This is a genomic window from Enterococcus sp. AZ167, assembly GCF_051714025.1.
In the GTDB taxonomy this organism is placed as follows: Bacteria; Bacillota; Bacilli; order Lactobacillales; family Enterococcaceae; genus Enterococcus_D; species Enterococcus_D casseliflavus.
Genome location: NZ_JBIORB010000001.1, coordinates 1,094,515 through 1,112,021 on the forward strand (window position 1 = coordinate 1,094,515; position 17,507 = coordinate 1,112,021).

General features: G+C 42.2%; 16 protein-coding genes. 9 read left to right on the forward strand and 7 right to left on the reverse strand.

Annotated features, from left to right (window positions below; genetic code table 11):
• Positions 1–18 precede the first annotated feature (18 nt).
• Both IGJ05_RS05175 and IGJ05_RS05180 read right to left on the reverse strand, forming a co-directional pair.
• Positions 19–1,050, reverse strand: coding sequence for a DUF916 and DUF3324 domain-containing protein (locus IGJ05_RS05175; RefSeq protein WP_081116749.1), 1,032 nt, complete (start codon positions 1,048–1,050; stop codon positions 19–21).
• Between the two features lie 16 nt (positions 1,051–1,066).
• Positions 1,067–1,735 carry a WxL domain-containing protein gene (locus IGJ05_RS05180; protein WP_438725061.1) on the reverse strand — a complete coding sequence of 223 codons (669 nt, stop codon included), beginning with the start codon at positions 1,733–1,735 and terminating at the stop codon, positions 1,067–1,069.
• 92 nt (positions 1,736–1,827) lie between these two features.
• Here IGJ05_RS05180 and IGJ05_RS05185 point away from each other — a divergent pair, with 92 nt between their 5' ends.
• Positions 1,828–3,333 carry a helix-turn-helix domain-containing protein gene (locus tag IGJ05_RS05185; RefSeq protein ID WP_225000733.1) on the forward strand — a complete coding sequence of 502 codons (1,506 nt, stop codon included), beginning with the start codon at positions 1,828–1,830 and terminating at the stop codon, positions 3,331–3,333.
• A gap of 81 nt (positions 3,334–3,414) precedes the next feature.
• On the opposite strand, the gene IGJ05_RS05190 is transcribed toward IGJ05_RS05185, so the two are convergent.
• The gene (locus IGJ05_RS05190) at positions 3,415–4,302 is read right to left on the reverse strand and encodes an SDR family oxidoreductase (protein WP_005225682.1); all 888 of its coding nucleotides are present in this window, start codon (positions 4,300–4,302) and stop codon (positions 3,415–3,417) included.
• 572 nt (positions 4,303–4,874) lie between these two features.
• Between IGJ05_RS05190 and IGJ05_RS05195 the strand changes: the two genes are divergently transcribed.
• Both IGJ05_RS05195 and IGJ05_RS05200 read left to right on the forward strand, forming a co-directional pair.
• The gene (locus IGJ05_RS05195) at positions 4,875–5,132 is read left to right on the forward strand and encodes a hypothetical protein (protein WP_010747924.1); all 258 of its coding nucleotides are present in this window, start codon (positions 4,875–4,877) and stop codon (positions 5,130–5,132) included.
• A 365-nt stretch (positions 5,133–5,497) separates the two neighbouring features.
• On the forward strand, positions 5,498–5,683 hold the full coding sequence (locus tag IGJ05_RS05200) for a hypothetical protein (protein ID WP_010747923.1): 186 nt from the start codon (positions 5,498–5,500) through the stop codon (positions 5,681–5,683).
• A gap of 51 nt (positions 5,684–5,734) precedes the next feature.
• On the opposite strand, the gene IGJ05_RS05205 is transcribed toward IGJ05_RS05200, so the two are convergent.
• The 3 genes from IGJ05_RS05205 to IGJ05_RS05215 all read right to left on the reverse strand — a co-directional run bounded on the left by IGJ05_RS05205 (position 5,735) and on the right by IGJ05_RS05215 (position 10,210).
• Positions 5,735–7,204, reverse strand: a complete 1,470-nt coding sequence (locus tag IGJ05_RS05205) for a glycoside hydrolase family 1 protein (RefSeq protein WP_010747922.1) — start codon at positions 7,202–7,204, stop codon at positions 5,735–5,737.
• Between the two features lie 91 nt (positions 7,205–7,295).
• A complete protein-coding gene (locus IGJ05_RS05210) occupies positions 7,296–9,197 on the reverse strand; it encodes a beta-glucoside-specific PTS transporter subunit IIABC (RefSeq protein WP_438725062.1) in 1,902 nt (633 codons plus the stop codon).
• Positions 9,198–9,367: 170 nt separating this feature from the next.
• Complete coding sequence (locus tag IGJ05_RS05215) at positions 9,368–10,210, reverse strand: PRD domain-containing protein (RefSeq protein WP_317755919.1); 843 nt, start codon at positions 10,208–10,210, stop codon at positions 9,368–9,370.
• 1,057 nt (positions 10,211–11,267) lie between these two features.
• Between IGJ05_RS05215 and IGJ05_RS05220 the strand changes: the two genes are divergently transcribed.
• Together IGJ05_RS05220 and IGJ05_RS05225 are read left to right on the forward strand one after the other, a co-directional pair.
• Positions 11,268–12,131 carry a helix-turn-helix domain-containing protein gene (locus IGJ05_RS05220; RefSeq protein ID WP_430616258.1) on the forward strand — a complete coding sequence of 288 codons (864 nt, stop codon included), beginning with the start codon at positions 11,268–11,270 and terminating at the stop codon, positions 12,129–12,131.
• Positions 12,132–12,210: 79 nt separating this feature from the next.
• Entirely contained in the window at positions 12,211–12,393 is a 183-nt protein-coding gene (locus IGJ05_RS05225; protein WP_142437063.1) for a hypothetical protein, read from the forward strand.
• On the opposite strand, the gene IGJ05_RS05230 is transcribed toward IGJ05_RS05225, so the two are convergent.
• Positions 12,390–14,183: an oligopeptide ABC transporter substrate-binding protein gene (locus tag IGJ05_RS05230; protein ID WP_142437062.1), complete on the reverse strand. Its 1,794-nt coding sequence runs from the start codon at positions 14,181–14,183 to the stop codon at positions 12,390–12,392. The two genes, IGJ05_RS05225 and IGJ05_RS05230, sit on opposite strands and share 4 nt — an antisense overlap.
• Positions 14,184–14,559: 376 nt before the next feature.
• Here IGJ05_RS05230 and IGJ05_RS05235 point away from each other — a divergent pair, with 376 nt between their 5' ends.
• The 4 genes from IGJ05_RS05235 to IGJ05_RS05250 all read left to right on the forward strand — a co-directional run bounded on the left by IGJ05_RS05235 (position 14,560) and on the right by IGJ05_RS05250 (position 17,498).
• Positions 14,560–15,861, forward strand: a complete 1,302-nt coding sequence (locus IGJ05_RS05235; protein WP_081116754.1) for a DUF1576 domain-containing protein — start codon at positions 14,560–14,562, stop codon at positions 15,859–15,861.
• Positions 15,858–16,208, forward strand: coding sequence for a hypothetical protein (locus IGJ05_RS05240; protein WP_005225673.1), 351 nt, complete (start codon positions 15,858–15,860; stop codon positions 16,206–16,208). The genes IGJ05_RS05235 and IGJ05_RS05240 overlap by 4 nt, the downstream gene beginning before the upstream one ends.
• A gap of 167 nt (positions 16,209–16,375) precedes the next feature.
• A complete protein-coding gene (locus tag IGJ05_RS05245; protein WP_010747916.1) occupies positions 16,376–16,738 on the forward strand; it encodes a YxeA family protein in 363 nt (120 codons plus the stop codon).
• Positions 16,739–16,745: 7 nt separating this feature from the next.
• Positions 16,746–17,498 carry an ABC transporter ATP-binding protein gene (locus IGJ05_RS05250; RefSeq protein ID WP_005225671.1) on the forward strand — a complete coding sequence of 251 codons (753 nt, stop codon included), beginning with the start codon at positions 16,746–16,748 and terminating at the stop codon, positions 17,496–17,498.
• The last annotated feature ends 9 nt before the right edge of the window (positions 17,499–17,507 follow it).

Here is a 17,507-nt window from a genome sequence, read left to right on the forward strand (position 1 = left end):
TGCTTAAATGAAGTCTTCTCATTCCTGCTCTGTTGTTTCCTTTGATTTTTTTCGTCGCAAATACATCAGGAGCAATAGACTGGAAATAAGCAGGAGAATGACCACTGCAACAATATATACCCAACGGTTGCTGTGAAGAGAGCCTGATCCCACGATCGTTTTTCGATTGATCGATTCAGCTTCTGGGCGAGAAACAGTAACGCTATCCTCAAAAACCCACGTTCCACGTGGGGCACTCAGCTCGATTTGAATGTGATAGGTTCCTGGCTCTACAATTTCTTCATCAAACGCGCTATAAAGATCCAGTGTAGAGTTTGGGCCAAATTGAAAACTTTCCGCAGTAAATCCCCCCACAACCCTGTCACTGTCTTGCTCACGAATCACAGTCTTAACAGCAATCTTCCCAAAAGCAACTGGCTGATCATTTTCAATGCGGCTTTTTAGGGATGCGATGCCGTCTTTTTCTATCGCCTCACTTTCGATCAAGGAAAGTTCAGGATCAGGTAGCGGATCTAACTGCTGACGAAGGCGGACACCTTGGACGATTTTATAGGTTGACGTAAGACTTGTTTCCTCCGCCTCTTGCCCCTCCTTTTGTTCTTCTTCAAAAGAAAAGGCACCTAAGATTTCACCTGTAAAACGCTTGTCATTCATTGAAAGAGGAAATACCACTTGGCGTGTTTCCCCTGGTGCAAGCTGAATCATTTGATTTGGTTTCTTTATCAAGGTCGTGAAAGACACCCCGCCAAAATCCTCTGCTGTTTCGGCTGCCTGATAAGCAATGATCCCAGTAGCAGCTGTGTAACTATTCAGTGCGGATGCTTGTATCGTAAGGGTTTCCGAACTCGTGTTATGAAGGGCAACGGTCAAATTCTGTTCGGTCTCATGATTTACCAGTAAGTCGAAATAAGTGACGTCACTGACTTGATTTTGGGGAAGTTCAGGGGTTACAGTGAACCGTGTGGTCTGTGCATGACCGGTGACTTTCGTAACGCAACACAAACTGATAAAGAAACTAATGAGTACGAAGCACTTGATTTGTTTTTTCATTGTCGCCCTTTCTTTCCTACTCTGCTTGATACGTGTTCGCTAATGTCCAAGTGATCGTGCCGCTATAAGTGCCGCTGTTCACATTTTGCTTTGGTACGGTTAATGAAGCATTGGAAAAGTTAAAGTCATTGGTTGCTAAGCCAGTTGTGCCATTAGCAGAAGCGATCAATGTAGGTTCTGTTGCCCCTACCATCAATTCGGTGCCCGATACTAGCGCTACATCGCCAGAAGCCGTTGTACCATTTAAAGTGACTTTGGCATTTGCCAGCTCGTTATCGCTAGCATTCGTCATTTTCGATAATTGCGCCGTCAACTGCCAGCCAGCTTGATTCGGCCCACGGTAATCTGTGATCGATGTCACTTCATTCGACGTTGTTTGAATCACTTGTTCATCGGTAGCGATCTCTTGGATACTGCTTGTACCGAAGTTAAAATTAGTCACCTGATCCAGTGACAAGATTCCTTGCTCGATCGTTAGCGTTGCTTGACTCGTCATTGAAGCCGTTGGATTCGCTTCTGCTGCAGCTGCCGCAGTCGGCGCCATTCCTAAACCCATTCCGACCAAACCTAACATTACTGCCTTTTTGTTCATTTTCATCTCTTCCTTCACTTTTTTTAATGAGAAACCGAGGTTAATCGAAAAAAACAGCCTTAAAAAATAATAATTTAATTGGTGTTTTTTCATTCTATTCTCATCTATCATAAGTATAATCCATCATGGTTATCATACGGTTCACAGATTTAGCGTAAAAAAAACGCCAAAAAGGAGAATCCCTTATGTATCGAGAATTCATTTCTCCCGCAGAAGAAAAGAAATTAGAGATTTTCAAAGTTGTCTGTAATTCCAATGGCGTGACATTGGTCCAACTGTCAGAAGTTTTGAACATCCCACAAAAAAGTCTGCAAAAATATATTTATTTTTTAAATGAAGATTTGCAGCTGCTCTCCCCTCACCTGCTTCTATCAAAAAATCATTACAATCAGTATTTTGTTGATCAAGCAGAGGACGATGAACCTTTCTATGCAAAATTGATGTATCATTATTTGCTCAACTCCACACAATATACCTTGATTCACTACTTGATTGGGCGCCCGCAAATGACCTTGACGCAATTATGTTTGGATTTGCATGTCAGCCAATCGCATATGTATCGGTTGATCAAGAAAATCAATCAACTATTGGAAAAGTTTCAAATCCAAATTCGAACAGACCTGAATAATCGCATCGTTCTTGATGGAAAAGAGCTTGATATCCGTATTTTCACCTACAGTTTCTTGACCCAAAGTGCGCCTGCTGATTTGTGGCTATTGCCGAGCGTTTCCCATAAAAATGTCGAAGAGTTTACAGCGTTCTTTGCTGTTTCTCACTTTGATCCGTTAACGAAAAATAAACTCGCTGCATTTTGGCAAGCAGTGGTCAGCCGAACGATCCAGAAAAAATATTTGCCAGCGATTCCTGAAAAATACATGGGATTGATGAATTTTTATTGTTTTTTACCAGAGGAAATCCTCGAATCGCTTTTTTTGAGTGCCGATTATGCCTCAGAAAAGACGCTTCAGTCAGAATATCTTTACTTAAATTTCTTTTTGCATGTCTTTTTGCCAGGGGTGATTCCCCAAGAGAAGAATCAAGCGATCATCCAAGAGATCAAACATTCTGATACCGATCTTGTGCGCTTTTTCACCGCAATGATCAAAGATTGGCACGATACCTTTGCTCCAAGTCAAGAAGTCGCCGAATTTGAAAAATTATTAAGCAGCTGTCTGCTGGTCTTCAATCTATCAATCATTATCGGCATCGATCTTCTGGAAGTGTGGCAACTAGAACACCAACTGTTGACCGAAAACACTCCTTCGAATGACAAAACCTATGAAGCAATCTGCAAGCTTTTACTGACCCATGTTGAAAGGTATCCATTTGCTGACTTGGACAAAAAGTATTTTGAACAGACACAGTTGCCTTATCTTGCGCATCTCTTGTTTTTAGAAACACAGATGAATACGCCCCCGACCGTGTCGATCTATATTCAAACGACGATCCAATACCGCACGAAGCAAATGATCGAGACAAGGATCCGTTCGATTTATTCCAAAGCTTCAGTGACTTTTATTAACCAGATGGAAGCAGCCGATCTATTGATCACCGATAGTTATGAAGAAGTGATTTTTTCCGAAAAATTAGTCTTACTGTCTAACCTACAAGCCGAACAAGAGTGGGCAGCCGTTTTTGCAAAGATCAATCAACTGATGATGACCAAGATGTTTGCCAAACAAGGAAAGTAAGCTGCCGATTCCATTTCCATCCACAAAAAAAGCCCGAGCATCTTTGCTCGAGCTTTTTTCCTACAAGTTTATCCAGGGTTGTTAAGCGAAGAAGCTACCACCCGTTACACTGTACACTTGACCAGTTACATAGCTTGCTTCATCAGAGGCTAGGAAAACGTAGACTGGTGCTAATTCGACTGGTTGTCCAGCACGTTTCATCAATTCTTTTTGACCAAATTCTGGGATCGCAGATTGTGGTTGGCCACCAGAAATTTGAAGTGGCGTCCAGATTGGACCAGGCGCAACGGTATTGACCCGAATGCCTTTTTCACTTAATTGCGCAGCTAGCCCTTTACTAAAGGAAGTAATGGCACCTTTCGTGGCTGCATAGTCTAAAAGATGGGCGCTTGGTTCCGCACTTTGGATCGAAGTGGTCGTGATGATGCTTCCACCAGCTGGTAAGTAATCCAATGCTTCTTGGACTGTCCAATACATCGAGATGATATTCGTTGTAAAGGTGTCTTGAATTTGTTGCGTAGTCAACTCTTTGATGTCCTTCACCGCTTGTTGCATCCCAGCATTTAGAACCAACGTATCTAACCCGCCTAATTCTTTGGCTGCTTCATGAACCAATTGACGAGCGAAGGTTTCATCTTTCAAATCTCCTGGGATCAAGACGGCTTTGCGTCCAGCTTTTTCAATGACTGCTTTGACTTCTTGCGCGTCTTCTTCTTCAAAAGGAAGATAGTTGATTGCAACATCGGCGCCTTCTTTGGCAAAAGCGATCGCTGCTGCTCGACCAATACCAGAATCACCACCGGTCACTAATGCTTTGCGTCCAGCTAATTTGTCTGAACCTGAGTAGCTTTCTTCCCCGCAATCAGGTACTGGCTGCATCTTTCCTTGAATCGCCGGTGCTTCTTGCACCTGTTTTTCAAATTTGCCATCATAATACTTCGTTAACGGATTGTTGATTTTTTCTGACATGCTCGTTTCCTCCTTGATTATTTCTACATCTTATTTGTCATCGTTTGTTATGACCTTACTTAAAAGTGTAAAGGAAGATGGAGCGAATGAGAAACGAAACGCTCACCAGAAAAAAAGCATCTGTAAGAAAACAGATGCTTAGTAAAACGAAAATGATGCATGACTCAGTAGTGAAAACGCCCCCAGGTATCTCATCATTCTGCTGGGAAATCGTAATGAAATTTTTGTGTGCAGTGGTTGATTTTGCTACTTTTCTAGCAGTTCGAGGAGTGCCCGACGAAAGGCCTCCATCTCCTTTGCGGTCTGTAGAAAAACATCGGGATGACTGTGGTGGCTGTCGATCATCCAGTGTTTGGTGTCTGTAATATGTGCTGAAACTTTCTAAAGTAATAAAAAGCATACTCGTTTTCTAAAAAATAAGCTGTTTATTCGCGGTACTAAAAACATTAGCGTGCCTTCACATATCCTTCTGATTATTAACTATTTTTTTCACAACCAATGGATATGATTTTAAAAAATTGAATATTTACGTTATCCTTTTACTCAAATAAGAATGAATGAGGAGAGATAAAATGATCCAACTTGCTCGCTTGATCTTTTGGGTACCAGTCATCTTTTTTTCGTTAGGTTTGGTCTTCCTGACAAAACGACTGCCGCGTTTCACATGGGTTTCTCTAACGATCACTGTTTCTTTGATCCTCTTTGTTTGTAAAATCTTAGAATACTCCTATGTCATGCCAGATATGAAACTAACCGTTTATTTTATGGGTTTCCTGATTTCTGCTAGTCTGCTTGGGTATATTTTTTATTTGCGTAGTAGAAAACGTTGACTGCAGCTGCGCCTCACTCGCACCAAAACATCCTCTTAGTGAACACTCATTTGACTACAACAAAGACGAGCTATACCTACGAAACAGCTCCTTTCATCCCCTTCGTAAGGATTGCGGCTCATGATCCCCTTTCGAAGGGATTTTTTTATTATTCATCCTCACTCATTCTTATTCAGTCTGCTTTGATGAAAAAATCACTTTTCGCAGATCACGGCATACCAAGCCTTTCTCTCTGATTCCTTTCGTTGTGACACTTGCGATCCCCAAGAACACATTGCCTTCCTGAATAATTAAATATATAATAAAATTGTAAATTACCACATCGCAACAAAGAATCTTCAAACCTCTTGAAAGGAGCGTTTCCTATGAGCTGGCTGACCTTTGTCGTCCAACCACTGACCCTGCTATTTTTTCTCACGGTTTTTTCCCTTGTGTATTTAATGCCTGAATCCGTTGTGCCTAAGCCAAAAATGAAGAAGTGGGCGTTGACTGTTTCTTTGATTTATCTGGCATGGCAGCTGCTGATTCCCTTTTTCTTCTTTGTTCTCTAAACCCAGCAAAAAAAGCGGCGCTCACAAAAGAGAGCCGCTTTGTTTTAGTTTTTAATCCTGTAACAAACTACCGCCATTGGTGGCAATGACTTCTTTGTACCAGTAGAAACTATCTTTGCGGGAACGGTCAAAGCTGCCGTTTCCTTCATCATCCGCGTCTACATAGACAAAGCCGTAGCGTTTCGACATTTCTGACGTGGAAGCCGATACTAAGTCGGTACAACCCCAAGGCGTATAGCCCATCAATTCCACACCATCTTCGATCGCTTCATACATTTGTTCGATATGCGCCTTCAAATATTCGATGCGATAGCTGTCATGGATTGAACCATCTTCTTCCACTGTATCCAAGGCACCTAAGCCGTTTTCAACGATAAACAACGGTACTTGGTAGCGGTCGTACAAGTTATTCAAAGTCACACGCAAGCCGATTGGATCGATTTGCCACCCCCAGTCAGAAGCTTCCAAGTAAGGGTTTGATTCGCCTAAAGAAAAGTTGCCAGCAGTTGCTTCGCCGCCTTCTTCAGGATTGTGGCGGGCAATAGAACTCATGTAGTAAGAAAAGGACATGAAGTCGACAGGGTATTGCGCAAGAATGTCTAAATCGCCGTCTTCGAAGGTCACTTCGATGCCGTTTTCTTTAAAGAAGCGCTTCGTATATGCGGGATACTTCCCACGAACTTGAACATCAGAGAAGAAGAGATTCTCGTGGTCACGCTTGATTTCTTCCATCACATCTGCTGGATTTGGTGTAGCTGGGTAAGCTTGCATTCGTGCCAACATCATCCCTACTTTGATGTCAGGATTGATTTCGTGGGCAAATTTTGTTGCTAAACTAGAAGCCACAAATTGATGATGCACGGCTTGATACATGTCAGAAAGGTTTTGTGTGCCGTCTTCGGATAATAAGGCACCGCCAACATAGCCAGAGATCCCCATAATATTGATTTCATTGAAGGTCAACCAGTATTTGACTTTGTCTTTGTAGCGGGTCAACACGGTTTCTGCGTATTTGACGAACAAATCGATCACTTGGCGATTTTTCCAGCCGCCATAGTTCAACGCGATCCCGATAGGTGTTTCGTAGTGAGAGAGGGTCACTAAGGGTTCGATCCCGTATTTCGCACACTCATCAAACACATTGTCATAAAATTGCAAGCCCTCTTCATTTGGCTGAGCATCGTCACCATTTGGAAAAATTCTTGACCAAGCGATGGACAGACGGAAGGTTTTGAAGCCCATCTCTGCATACAAGGCGATATCTTCTTTGTAGCGATGGTAGAAGTCTGACCCCCAACGTTTTGGATACAAGCCTTCTTTGTCATTTAAGGCAAACAAAACTTTTTCCCGTGTCATTGGTGCAGCAAATTCTGCCATGTTTTTGCGGTCTTCTGGTTTGACAGCGATCGCTGTATCGGATGTCGCTGGACCACGTCCGCCTTCGTTCCATGCTCCTTCAAATTGGTTGGCTGCAGTGGCGCCGCCCCATAAAAAACCTTTTGGAAATTGTTTTTCTGTCATGATTAGCCTACTTTCTTTTTCTTTAATGATCGACACAGCAGATCAGCAAGAAAGCATTCTTACTGATCCTGCGACGTGCCGTTAAACGCATTTATTTTACGACTTCGATCAAATCATCCTGCGCTGTTACTTCTTTTGACTGTGTCGTTTGGATGTCACTGTAGTCGTTAGAGTTCGTGACGATGACTGGTGTCAGCAAGGAATAGCCTTCCGCACGAATCGCCTCTGTATCAAAAGAAATCAATTTTTGACCAGCTTTGACTTTGTCTCCTTGGTTGATGTAGGCAGTAAAGTGATTGCCTTCAAGTTCTACCGTATTCATGCCGATGTGGATCAATAGTTCTGTTCCATCTTCTGTCACTAAACCGATGGCATGTTTTGTTGGAAACAAGATTTTGACTTCTGCATCTGCTGGCGCAGTGATTTCACCGATCGCTGGTTCAACTGCGATCCCTTTTCCCATAGCACCTGAAGAAAAGACTTTGTCTTCCACATCTGCTAAAGCAACCACTTGACCAGTTACTGGGCTTTTGACTGTTTCATCTTTGACGCTGGCAGAAACAGTTTTTGCTTCTGGCGCTGGCGCTGCTGGTGTTGCTTGACCGTCGACTGGTGAATCAACAGTTGTATACAATGTTGGTACTTTCAACAACATCATGATGATAAATGACGCTACGATCGCAATCACTGTACCGATCGCCAAGTGGATCACACTATGGAAGCTGCCTGTTGCTGGATCGATATATGCAGGATACAAGAAGATCCCCATACCACCCATTGCATAACCAGTGACGTTAAAGATTGACAAGTAGATACCGACGAAACCTGAAACTAAACAAGAAACGATAAATGGTGTTTTCATTGGCAACGTGTACCCGTAGATCGCAGGTTCAGTCACACCGAAGATTGATGAGATCAAAGCTGGCATTGCGCCTTGTTTGACTTTTGGTTCTTTCGTTTTCAACCAAATCGCTGCTAACACACCCATTTGCGTGAAACATGGTAGCACTGCTGCGGTCAAAATAATCGAAGAGCCGTTTTGCGCCATATCCATGATCGCCAATGGCACAAGACCCCAGTGAAGACCAAACATAACTAATACTTGCCATAATGCCCCTAAAGCAAAGCCGTAAATAATTGGGCTGAAATCGTACACCGCTTGGAAAGCAACACCGATCCAGCTAGAGGCTGTATTTGCGACTGGACCGACCACAAAGAAGGTCAACGGCACAGTGATCAAAATCGTTACAAACGGAACCACAAACATTTTGACTACGTCAGGTGTGACTTTGCGCATAAACTGTTCAATTTTTGAAGCGACAAAAATCGCTAAAATAATTGGCAATACGCTGTTGAAGTAGCCGCCTGCTGGCAAGGTCAAGGTTAGACCGAAGACTTTGCTCGCTTCAGCCACGCTTTCTGCTAAGCCAGGATAGACCATCGCCCCTGCGATCGCTAATGCTGTATAGGTATTCATCTTGAATTTCTTCGCTGCAGTGACGGCTAAGATCATTGGTAAGTATTGGAACAAACCATCGCCTAGAGTATTCATTACTACATAGATACCATTGGTCGCTTCCATCCCAGTTGCTGCCAGCAACGCCGTGATCCCTTTTAAGATACCAGCTGCCGCTAATGGGCCTAAGAACGGTTGGAACAGGCTTGAGATAACATCGATAAAGCGGTCAAACAAGCTGCCTTTTTGCCCGTCGCCTTCATCGATATCAAGACTGCCGCCATCGGCTAATCCGCCGACTTTCAACACTTCATCATAAACATCTGGCACATGATTGCCGATAACGACTTGGTATTGTCCGCCTGCTTTGACGACGGTCACGACACCGTCACGTTTTTGCAAATAATCAGTGTCCGCTTTGCTTTCGTCTTTTAAGTGGAACCGTAAGCGAGTCACACAGTGTTTTACAGATGAGACATTTTCTTTGCCACCAACGTGGGCCAAAATGTCTTGCGCTAATTCAGTATATTTTGCCATTTTGATTGCTCCTTTTTTATTGGTCATTTAATAAAAATAAAAAGACCAGCCATTTCTACAATAAACAAGCATGAGAGATCCCCTAAAAAAAGAGTGACGGGTTTCCTCATCTAGTATTGTAAGAAAGTGCAGGTCTTGCCAGCCGAACTGTAACGAATCCATTTCCATTCTTAGGTTAATTTTGAGTGAGCGGCTAAGTTACCGATATGCAGAATCAAATACATCAATTCCATATCGTTGACATGCCAGCCCTTTTGTTCAAATAAGTATTCTTTGATCGAATCTGCGGTTTCTTTTTCTTTTGGATAGCTGCTGAAGGCCAAGGCAATCATTTGATTTGCCAATACTGGCTCTTCTTTTTCTTGACTTTGTCGAATTAAATAATAGCGAATGTGGGTCACGAACCGTTGGAAGTAAGAAGAATTCTCATCAAACTCGATGTTCATGCTGTACTTAACGATCCGTAAAATATTGTTCGTCAACTCGGTGTGCTCATAAGCACTTTGATTGGCGCTTTTTTCAATTTGCGCATTGACGAAATGCAAAGTGATAAACGCAGCTTCTTCTTGTGAAAAATCGGGATACAGCTCTTTGCGGATCAACTCGACCGCTTGGACACTGACCGCATATTCCTTGGCATAGATTTTCTTGATTTCCCAATGCATGGGATTGGTCAAAACAATTTCTTGCTTTTGGCGACTGATGGCAAACAAGATATGATCCATCAGTGTGAAATAAACATTTGGATTGAAATCGGTTCCAACACTATCCCGAAAAAGACGCACGATTTCATAAATGACGGCCATTTGTTTTTCGTCAGCCTTCGTCATGACTTTCGACATATGTTCCACTGTCAAATCATCTTCTGGATAGTATTTTTTTTCGATTCGCTCAGCTGGAATCGGGTCACCCGGTTTCGTTTGAAAGCCGATCCCTTTTCCCATTAGGATCACTTCAACTTCATCTTCTTTTGAAAGTACAACATTGTTGTTGATCCTCTTGATAATCTTCACGAACGATCCTCCTTGATCAGCATAGCCCGTAAAAACGTTGCATCCTTTGACGTCTATGCAGAAGGTCTTGTATTTTTTTCTTTCTCTGATGTGCCGTTAAGTGACGAGGTGATTGACTGCTCCAGACAGTGCTGCAGGCTATCGTCAAACCTAGCTGGCAGTTCATTGCGTTTTACTTCTCCCCTCCTTTGCTGATCAATGACTGGACCTTACCTTGGAACCGGTTCTTTTTTTAGCTATTAGAAATAATGGAGCAAAAAAAGAAGACCAAAGCAAAAAAGTGTACAACCCAAGAAACTTTGGGTAATCAACGCACTTTTTTCCTCTGGTCTTGCCTGCCGAACAGTAACGAATCCAGTAATGAGAACACTCTCATGTTCCGTTGAGATAATAGTACTCATTCTGAGAAAAAATGTCAACACTTTTTTTGCAAACGTTTTTCTTTTTTCGTTTTCGGCTTCGTTTCACTCTTATTTGCTCGTAGTTTTCTTACTGATAGTGAGGGGTTTTTCTGTATAAACCCTCTGTGACAACTCTTGCAGATTTTATCCAATAGCACACAACAAAAAAAAACCGTAATCTTCGTACATTACGGTCATAGCTAGAAGGATGATGCTTTACAAAAAACGATCAATCACAAAGAATTGGGGAAGGTCTGGTGCATGACAGACATTCAATGTGACTGACCGCTTTTAGCGATTCATGTGCTTCATGACTTCCACAAACGAAAAGGTGTCTTTGAGAGGGGGAAGCAATCAAATAACCTTTCGATTCTTCAAGATGTTGCTCGATCCTGCGATAAAAACCGCAGAGAGCGAGGAATATGCTGTTCCTATCATAAAGGAAACAGTCACAAGACTTATCATTGAAAGGTCAACGATAAGGTTTCGCAGAAAAGGCAGTACTAGTTTTTAAATGGGTTGATTTCCCAAGGGCCGAATGGTTCAAATTCCATGAAAAACTACCTCCTTTATTATTTGCTATACCTTATTATATTTGATAACATGTTATTAAAATCACATTGTTCAGAAATGCGTCACAATTAAGGAGGTCCCCCATGAAACAGCAAGGCTCTTTAATCAAAAAACTGCGCACAGATCGCAAAATCTCGCAAGCCAAGCTTGCCGAAGGTATTTCCTCACGCACCACCCTTTCTTCATTCGAAAATCGTAAAACAAACCTCTCATCACAAACCCTATTTGACTACTTAGACAAAATGAATATCACGGTTCATGAGTTCAGTCTGTTGATCGACAGCGAAGTCACGGATCAGAAACGTCAGCTGGTGCAAGATTTCTATACCCGTTACTATGAGCGAACACTGACTCTCGACTACTTGGCTAACCTAGAAAAACGCTACTTTGAGACACAAAATTTTTTCTATTATTCTTTGTATGTCCAAGGATTGCTGCTGCTCAACCGTGAATCATTTCTGATGAATCAAGGAGCTTACACCCAAGAAGTCGAACTGGTAAAGCAATACTTGTTTGATATCGAAACCTGGGGGCGCTTTGAGTTAAATTTATTCTCAAATTTGTTATTTATTTTTGACCAAGAAACGATCAGTTATTACTTAGATCATGGGATCAAAAAAATTCTTCACTACGCCAATGATCCATTTTATGCAAATCTGTTAAGTGTCGTGATCCTAAACGGCTGTGCCTTTGCCAGCGAAAATAAAGATGCCTATCTGCTTAACAAGTTTCTGCTCTTGTCTGAACCGCTACCCAATACACCCCTCTATTTTTATTTAAAAATCCATCAAGTGCTGTATCAGGAAATTTACTCGTATTTACAATCCGCTCAGTTGAACAAAGAGATTCTTAAAAACACCTTAGTCGTTATTGAACAAGCGGGTTACCAGAACCATAAAGACGATCTCCAACAGTTGCTTGCTGCTGTTACCAATCGGGCGATTTAGCCGCTTATTAAATGGGCATTTATGTAATGTTATCTATCAAAAAAAGCTGATCTGTCAACGGAGCTCAGCTTTTTCGTCAATGTCATTCCAACCCGCCCACGAAACAGCCGCTCAAAATGAAGGGGTCAACATGCGACTTGCTTCTTCCGTCTGCATGGACCAAGAAAAAAACCAGTTAGGTTTTAGACCTAACTGGTTTTGTTTGGCAAAAGCAACGAGCATGCTGCTGCCGATTCATTTGTGTAATTTACTAACCGATTAACGAGATTCTGAAGTCACACCGATGGTTGCCCATGGGTTATGATCGGCGTCAAATGCCCAGGTAAAGTTTGCGACACGATCAGAGATCGGTAAGATTTGATTCCGATACAACGTTGGGATCGCAAAAGCTTCTTCAATCGCATATTCTTGCCATGCATCAAAAGCAGCCTTCCGTGTTGCTTCATCAAAGGAATCGATTGAATCGATCGCAGCTAACAATTCAGTATTTTCATCTGACTCAAAACGAGTGTAGTTAAATGCTGAATTTGGTCCCCATAAGCTGGTTGGTGATGGATCTGAACCAGTAGACCAAGCAGCTTGGAAGACATCGATATCTGGATCATCGTTTTTCAGCTTGTCGTAGAAGGCTTGGAAATCGATCAAACGACCTGTTGAATATTGAACATCTAAACCGATCTCTTGCCATTGTTGAACATAGTAGTCCGCCAATGGTTGGGCAACTTCCCCACCAGACATTGACGCAAAGTTGATGGTCAATTTATTGCCATCTGGATCTTCCCGGAAGCCATCGCCATCCACATCGATGAAGCCAGCGTCATCTAGAAGTTGATTTGCTTTATCCATATCTAAATGGTATCCTTCGGCATCACTATTGTGCAACGTACCATAAACAGGTGGGATCAATGTCGAAGCATTTGAACGCAAGCCGTGGTAGAAACGCTCACCGATCGCATCATTGTCGATGGCGTAGCCCATTGCTTGACGTAATGCTTTGTTCGCCATTTTTGCATTTGGATCAAAATCAACACTATTTGTTTCATCATTCCATGAACCTAAACTAAAGCCAAGATACGTGTAAGATTGTTCTGGACGACCTAACATTTGGTAGCCATCCATGTTTTGATACGTATCAAAGGTATCTGTTGGCATTTTTAAGACTAAATCGTATTGCTTCGCATTTAATGCTTCATTGATTGAAGCAGAAGGGACGTTACGCATCACGATTTTTTCTAAGGTCGGTGTATCGCCATAGTAATATTCATTCGGTACATATTCCACCGTTTCACCTGGTACGATATTACTCATTTTGTATGGGCCAAAACCGATTGGATTGGTTCGAACGGGATCACTTGAAGGCATATCTGCTACTTCAATGCCTTCAAAGGCATGTTTCGCTAGTGCAGAATGCCAGATCGCTCCACCGGATTGCTGCATACCTGGATGCATTTCTTTAAACTCGATTTCAACGACTTTGTCGCTGACTGCTGTGATCCCTGAGATCGTATCGGCATCGCCGCTGTGGTATTCTTCCATCCCAACGATATTCGTAAAATCATTGTTGTAACGAACGCCGTCATAGTCTTGATGTCCGATGACTTCATAAGAGAAGATTACGTCTTCAGCCGTTACATCAACCCCGTCAGACCATTTCAAATCCTCACGCAAAGTGATCGTTGCTTTGTTATTATCGACATCTAATTCTAAATCAGCTGGTCCACCATTTACAACTCGAAAATCTTCATCTTGTAGGAACAAATATTCATGGCTTGGCAACATGAAGTCACGGTCATAAGCATCCCGATAAAACTCCCATTGAAACAACCCTTGGAATTGCGTATCTGTTACTACCGCAACATCTAAGACGCCCCCATCGATCACTTCATCGTTATTTTCAACTGCAAGCTGCAAATCATTGATATCAAATCCAGCTGCCTCAGTTGATGATTCTTGTGTATCTGTCGAACCTGTTCCACCTCCGTTACTTTGTCCGCAAGCCCCTAAAACAAGCGCTGCCAATAAAGTAATCATGCCAAACTTCGTTTTCTTCATACTCTTCCTCCTTATTTAAATCCCTTCCTCGTGATTCAGTGACCACTCGATCTTCGAATAAAAAAACCAAGCAAACAGTTTTTTTATCTTAAAATGGCTTTTTTATTAGAAAATCTGAACGAGATTAACTAAATTATAACAATTTTCGTAAAATTCTTTCTGTCAATAATTTCACCGATTGATGAAATTATTGAAAAAAGGGCGATTCTCCTTGATACATCGCCGTTATTTTTATTCGCATTTTCTTAAATTTTTCTTTTTCTCCCTTTTTTGGTTCTCATTTCTCTTCTTCTCCCGCTACTTAAAACTGTCAAAAAATACTTTTTTGTCGCTAAAAGGTGTGATACTATGAAAAAAAGGAGCGTTCAATGAAACTATGGCAGATAAACGAGTTTTCTTACAAACAAAATCGAAACCCTTTGCACCTATCTCACAGCTCTTAACCCAGCGCTTGCTTTTGGCGTATAGCATCGTCTTGATCCTCATTGGCTTGGTTGCTTCCCCTCCTCAAGCTTTGTGGCAAGGCTCGCTGGCAATCTTAAATGCCCCAAGCAATTTGATTTCTGATTATTTTGCGATCGGCAATCTTGGAAGCGCCTTTTTAAACAGTGGCTTATTGACATTGATCAGTATCCTCCTTGCGAAAAAGCAAGGAACGATTATTAGTGGACCAATGATCGCTGCTTTTTTTACCATATCTGGCTTTTCTTTTTTTGGAAAAAACATCTTTAACTCGATTCCCATTCCACTTGGTGTCTATTTATACTCTTACATACAGCAACGCCCCGCAACACAATATTCACTGGTTGCCTTATTTGGCAGTGCCGCCTCGCCGGTGATCAGTTACTTAGCATTCGGTTTAGGGTTGCCTTTACCCGTCGGGATCGCTTTTGGTTATGGCATCGGTCTATTAATCGGTTTGGCGCTCCCTCCTCTAGCAGCTCAATTTTTACAATTCCACCAAGGTTTTTCTTTGTATAATATCGGGTTTGCTGCTGGCATCATCACTATGTTTTTCACGAGTTTTTTACGCCTGTTCGACTTGGAAGTCTATTCAAACAAACAGTTGACGACGGAGTATCACTATTATCTGACTGGGTTCTTGCTCATTCTTTGTCTTGCTATGTTTCTTATCGGTTATCTTCTAAATCAGCGATCCCTCAAAGGCTTGCCTGAGCTTTTTCAAACGTCAGGGAAACTAATGACGGACTATGTCACGATTTTTTCCCTTGGGGTCACGATGATGAACATGGCGATGATGGGGATGTTGATGCTGTTCTTTGTCTTCTTCTTACAAGGCGAACTATCTGGTCCCCTTTTAGGCGCAATACTGACCGTAATTGGCTTCAGTGCATTCGGGAATCACTGGAGAAATAGTTTGCCTGTCATGATTGGGGTGGTTTTAGCAACCAAGGTCGGTTTGACCTCTGATGTCTCGACCTTCAGTTTATTGCTGACAGCGATCTTCGGCACCAGTCTAGCCCCCATCAGTGGGTATTATGGTCCAGTTGCTGGCGTAATCGCTGGGGTGGTCCATGCAGCCTTGGTCACAAATATCACCTATTTACATGGAGGATTGAACTTATACAATAATGGCTTTTCCAGTGGATTTGTCGCGGCAGCAATGGTACCATTGTTAGATGAATACCAGCAAATCAGAAGGCGGAGAAGAAAATGATTGAAAAAGAACGGGCACGGCGAATCGTCGATGAAGTGGTCACCTACTTTTTGTCTCATGACTGTCAAAAGATAATAAGTGAGATGGCCTTTGAAGCAGAGGGGTTTAAAGCAGTTGTGCAAGGTCAATTTCCAGAGCAGCCCTCTGATTTAGAACATTTTATCGACATGCTCAACACACCAAGAGATAGCACGTTAGAAAATTATTATGTGGAGCTGTTAGGCGGTCATCAAACGATCCATGAAGAAAAAGATTACTATCTATTAGGATTAATGATCGACGAAGCCGCCATTATGTATGACGAGGGCCAACTAATCGTTGAACTATTTCGCAAAAAATACAATTGAAGAGTAACCAGCAGGAAACGTTTCTGATATGTGGATTCCACAATTCAGAAACGTTTTTTGTTCGTTTGTCGTGACAAAAATGAAAGTTTATTGATAGATTTTTCACACTACTTTTCAGAAAACCAGCGTTATACTTTCATCATAATAAAAAACGAGGTGACCGATAGATGAAAAAACTTCTGATTGGACTTGCAGCGCTCCTCCTCATAGGGTTCGGCGCATTGCAAGTCGCACAAACCGTCATCATGGGCGGCGACAGCTACTACGTCCAAATCACTACAGATGGTGAAAAGACGACTTCTAAGGATGACAATGGGAATGTCTATACTCAATACCACTACGAATTGCCAGGGTATGATGAGAACGGCAAAAGCAAAACCCTTGATTTCAACGGTTTCCAAGAACGACCATTGCGCAAAGAAGCCTATTTAAAGCTTACTTGGAACGAAAAAAAAGGGGTAACTGGCTATGAAGAGGTCAAAGAAAAAGACATCCCAGCCAAAGCATTAACCCAATTAAAAGGAGCGTAACGCAACGATGGAAAAAATTATTCAAGCAAATGAACTGACCAAAGTATACGGAAAAGCCAACGAAAAACAAACCGAAGCCTTAAAAGGTATCAGCTTTGATATTGAAAAAGGCGAATTCATTGGGATCATGGGGGCTTCTGGTTCAGGAAAATCCACCCTACTAAACATTCTTTCAACATTGGATCATCCGACAAAAGGTGCCATTCGCATCAACAATAGCGACATCACCAAACTAAAAGGCGATGCCTTGGCAGATTTCCGCAGCCGTGAAATCGGCTTTATTTTCCAAGACTTCAATCTGTTAGAAAACTTAACGGCTTCAGAAAACATCGCTGTGCCGTTGTCTTTACAAGGAGTCAAACCAAAGATCATCCAACAACGGATCAAACGAGTCGCAGAACGCTTGTCCATCACACATATTCTCGACAAATATCCAGCAGCGATCTCTGGTGGACAAAAGCAACGGGTGGCAGCCGCTCGAGCCTTGATCACGGAACCAACGATCCTTTTTGCGGATGAACCGACAGGTGCCTTGGATTCAAAAAGTGCTAAAGACTTATTGAATATGATGGACGACTTGAATACCAATGACCAAGTATCGATTTTATTGGTCACTCATGATCCCCTTTCTGCCAGCTATTGCCAACGTATTTTGTTTATCAAGGACGGAAAGATCCATCAAGAAGTCAAACGTGAGGATCAAAGCCGCGAAGCATTTTACCGCCAGATCCTTGTCATTCTAGGAAACTTGGAACAATAAGGAGGAAGA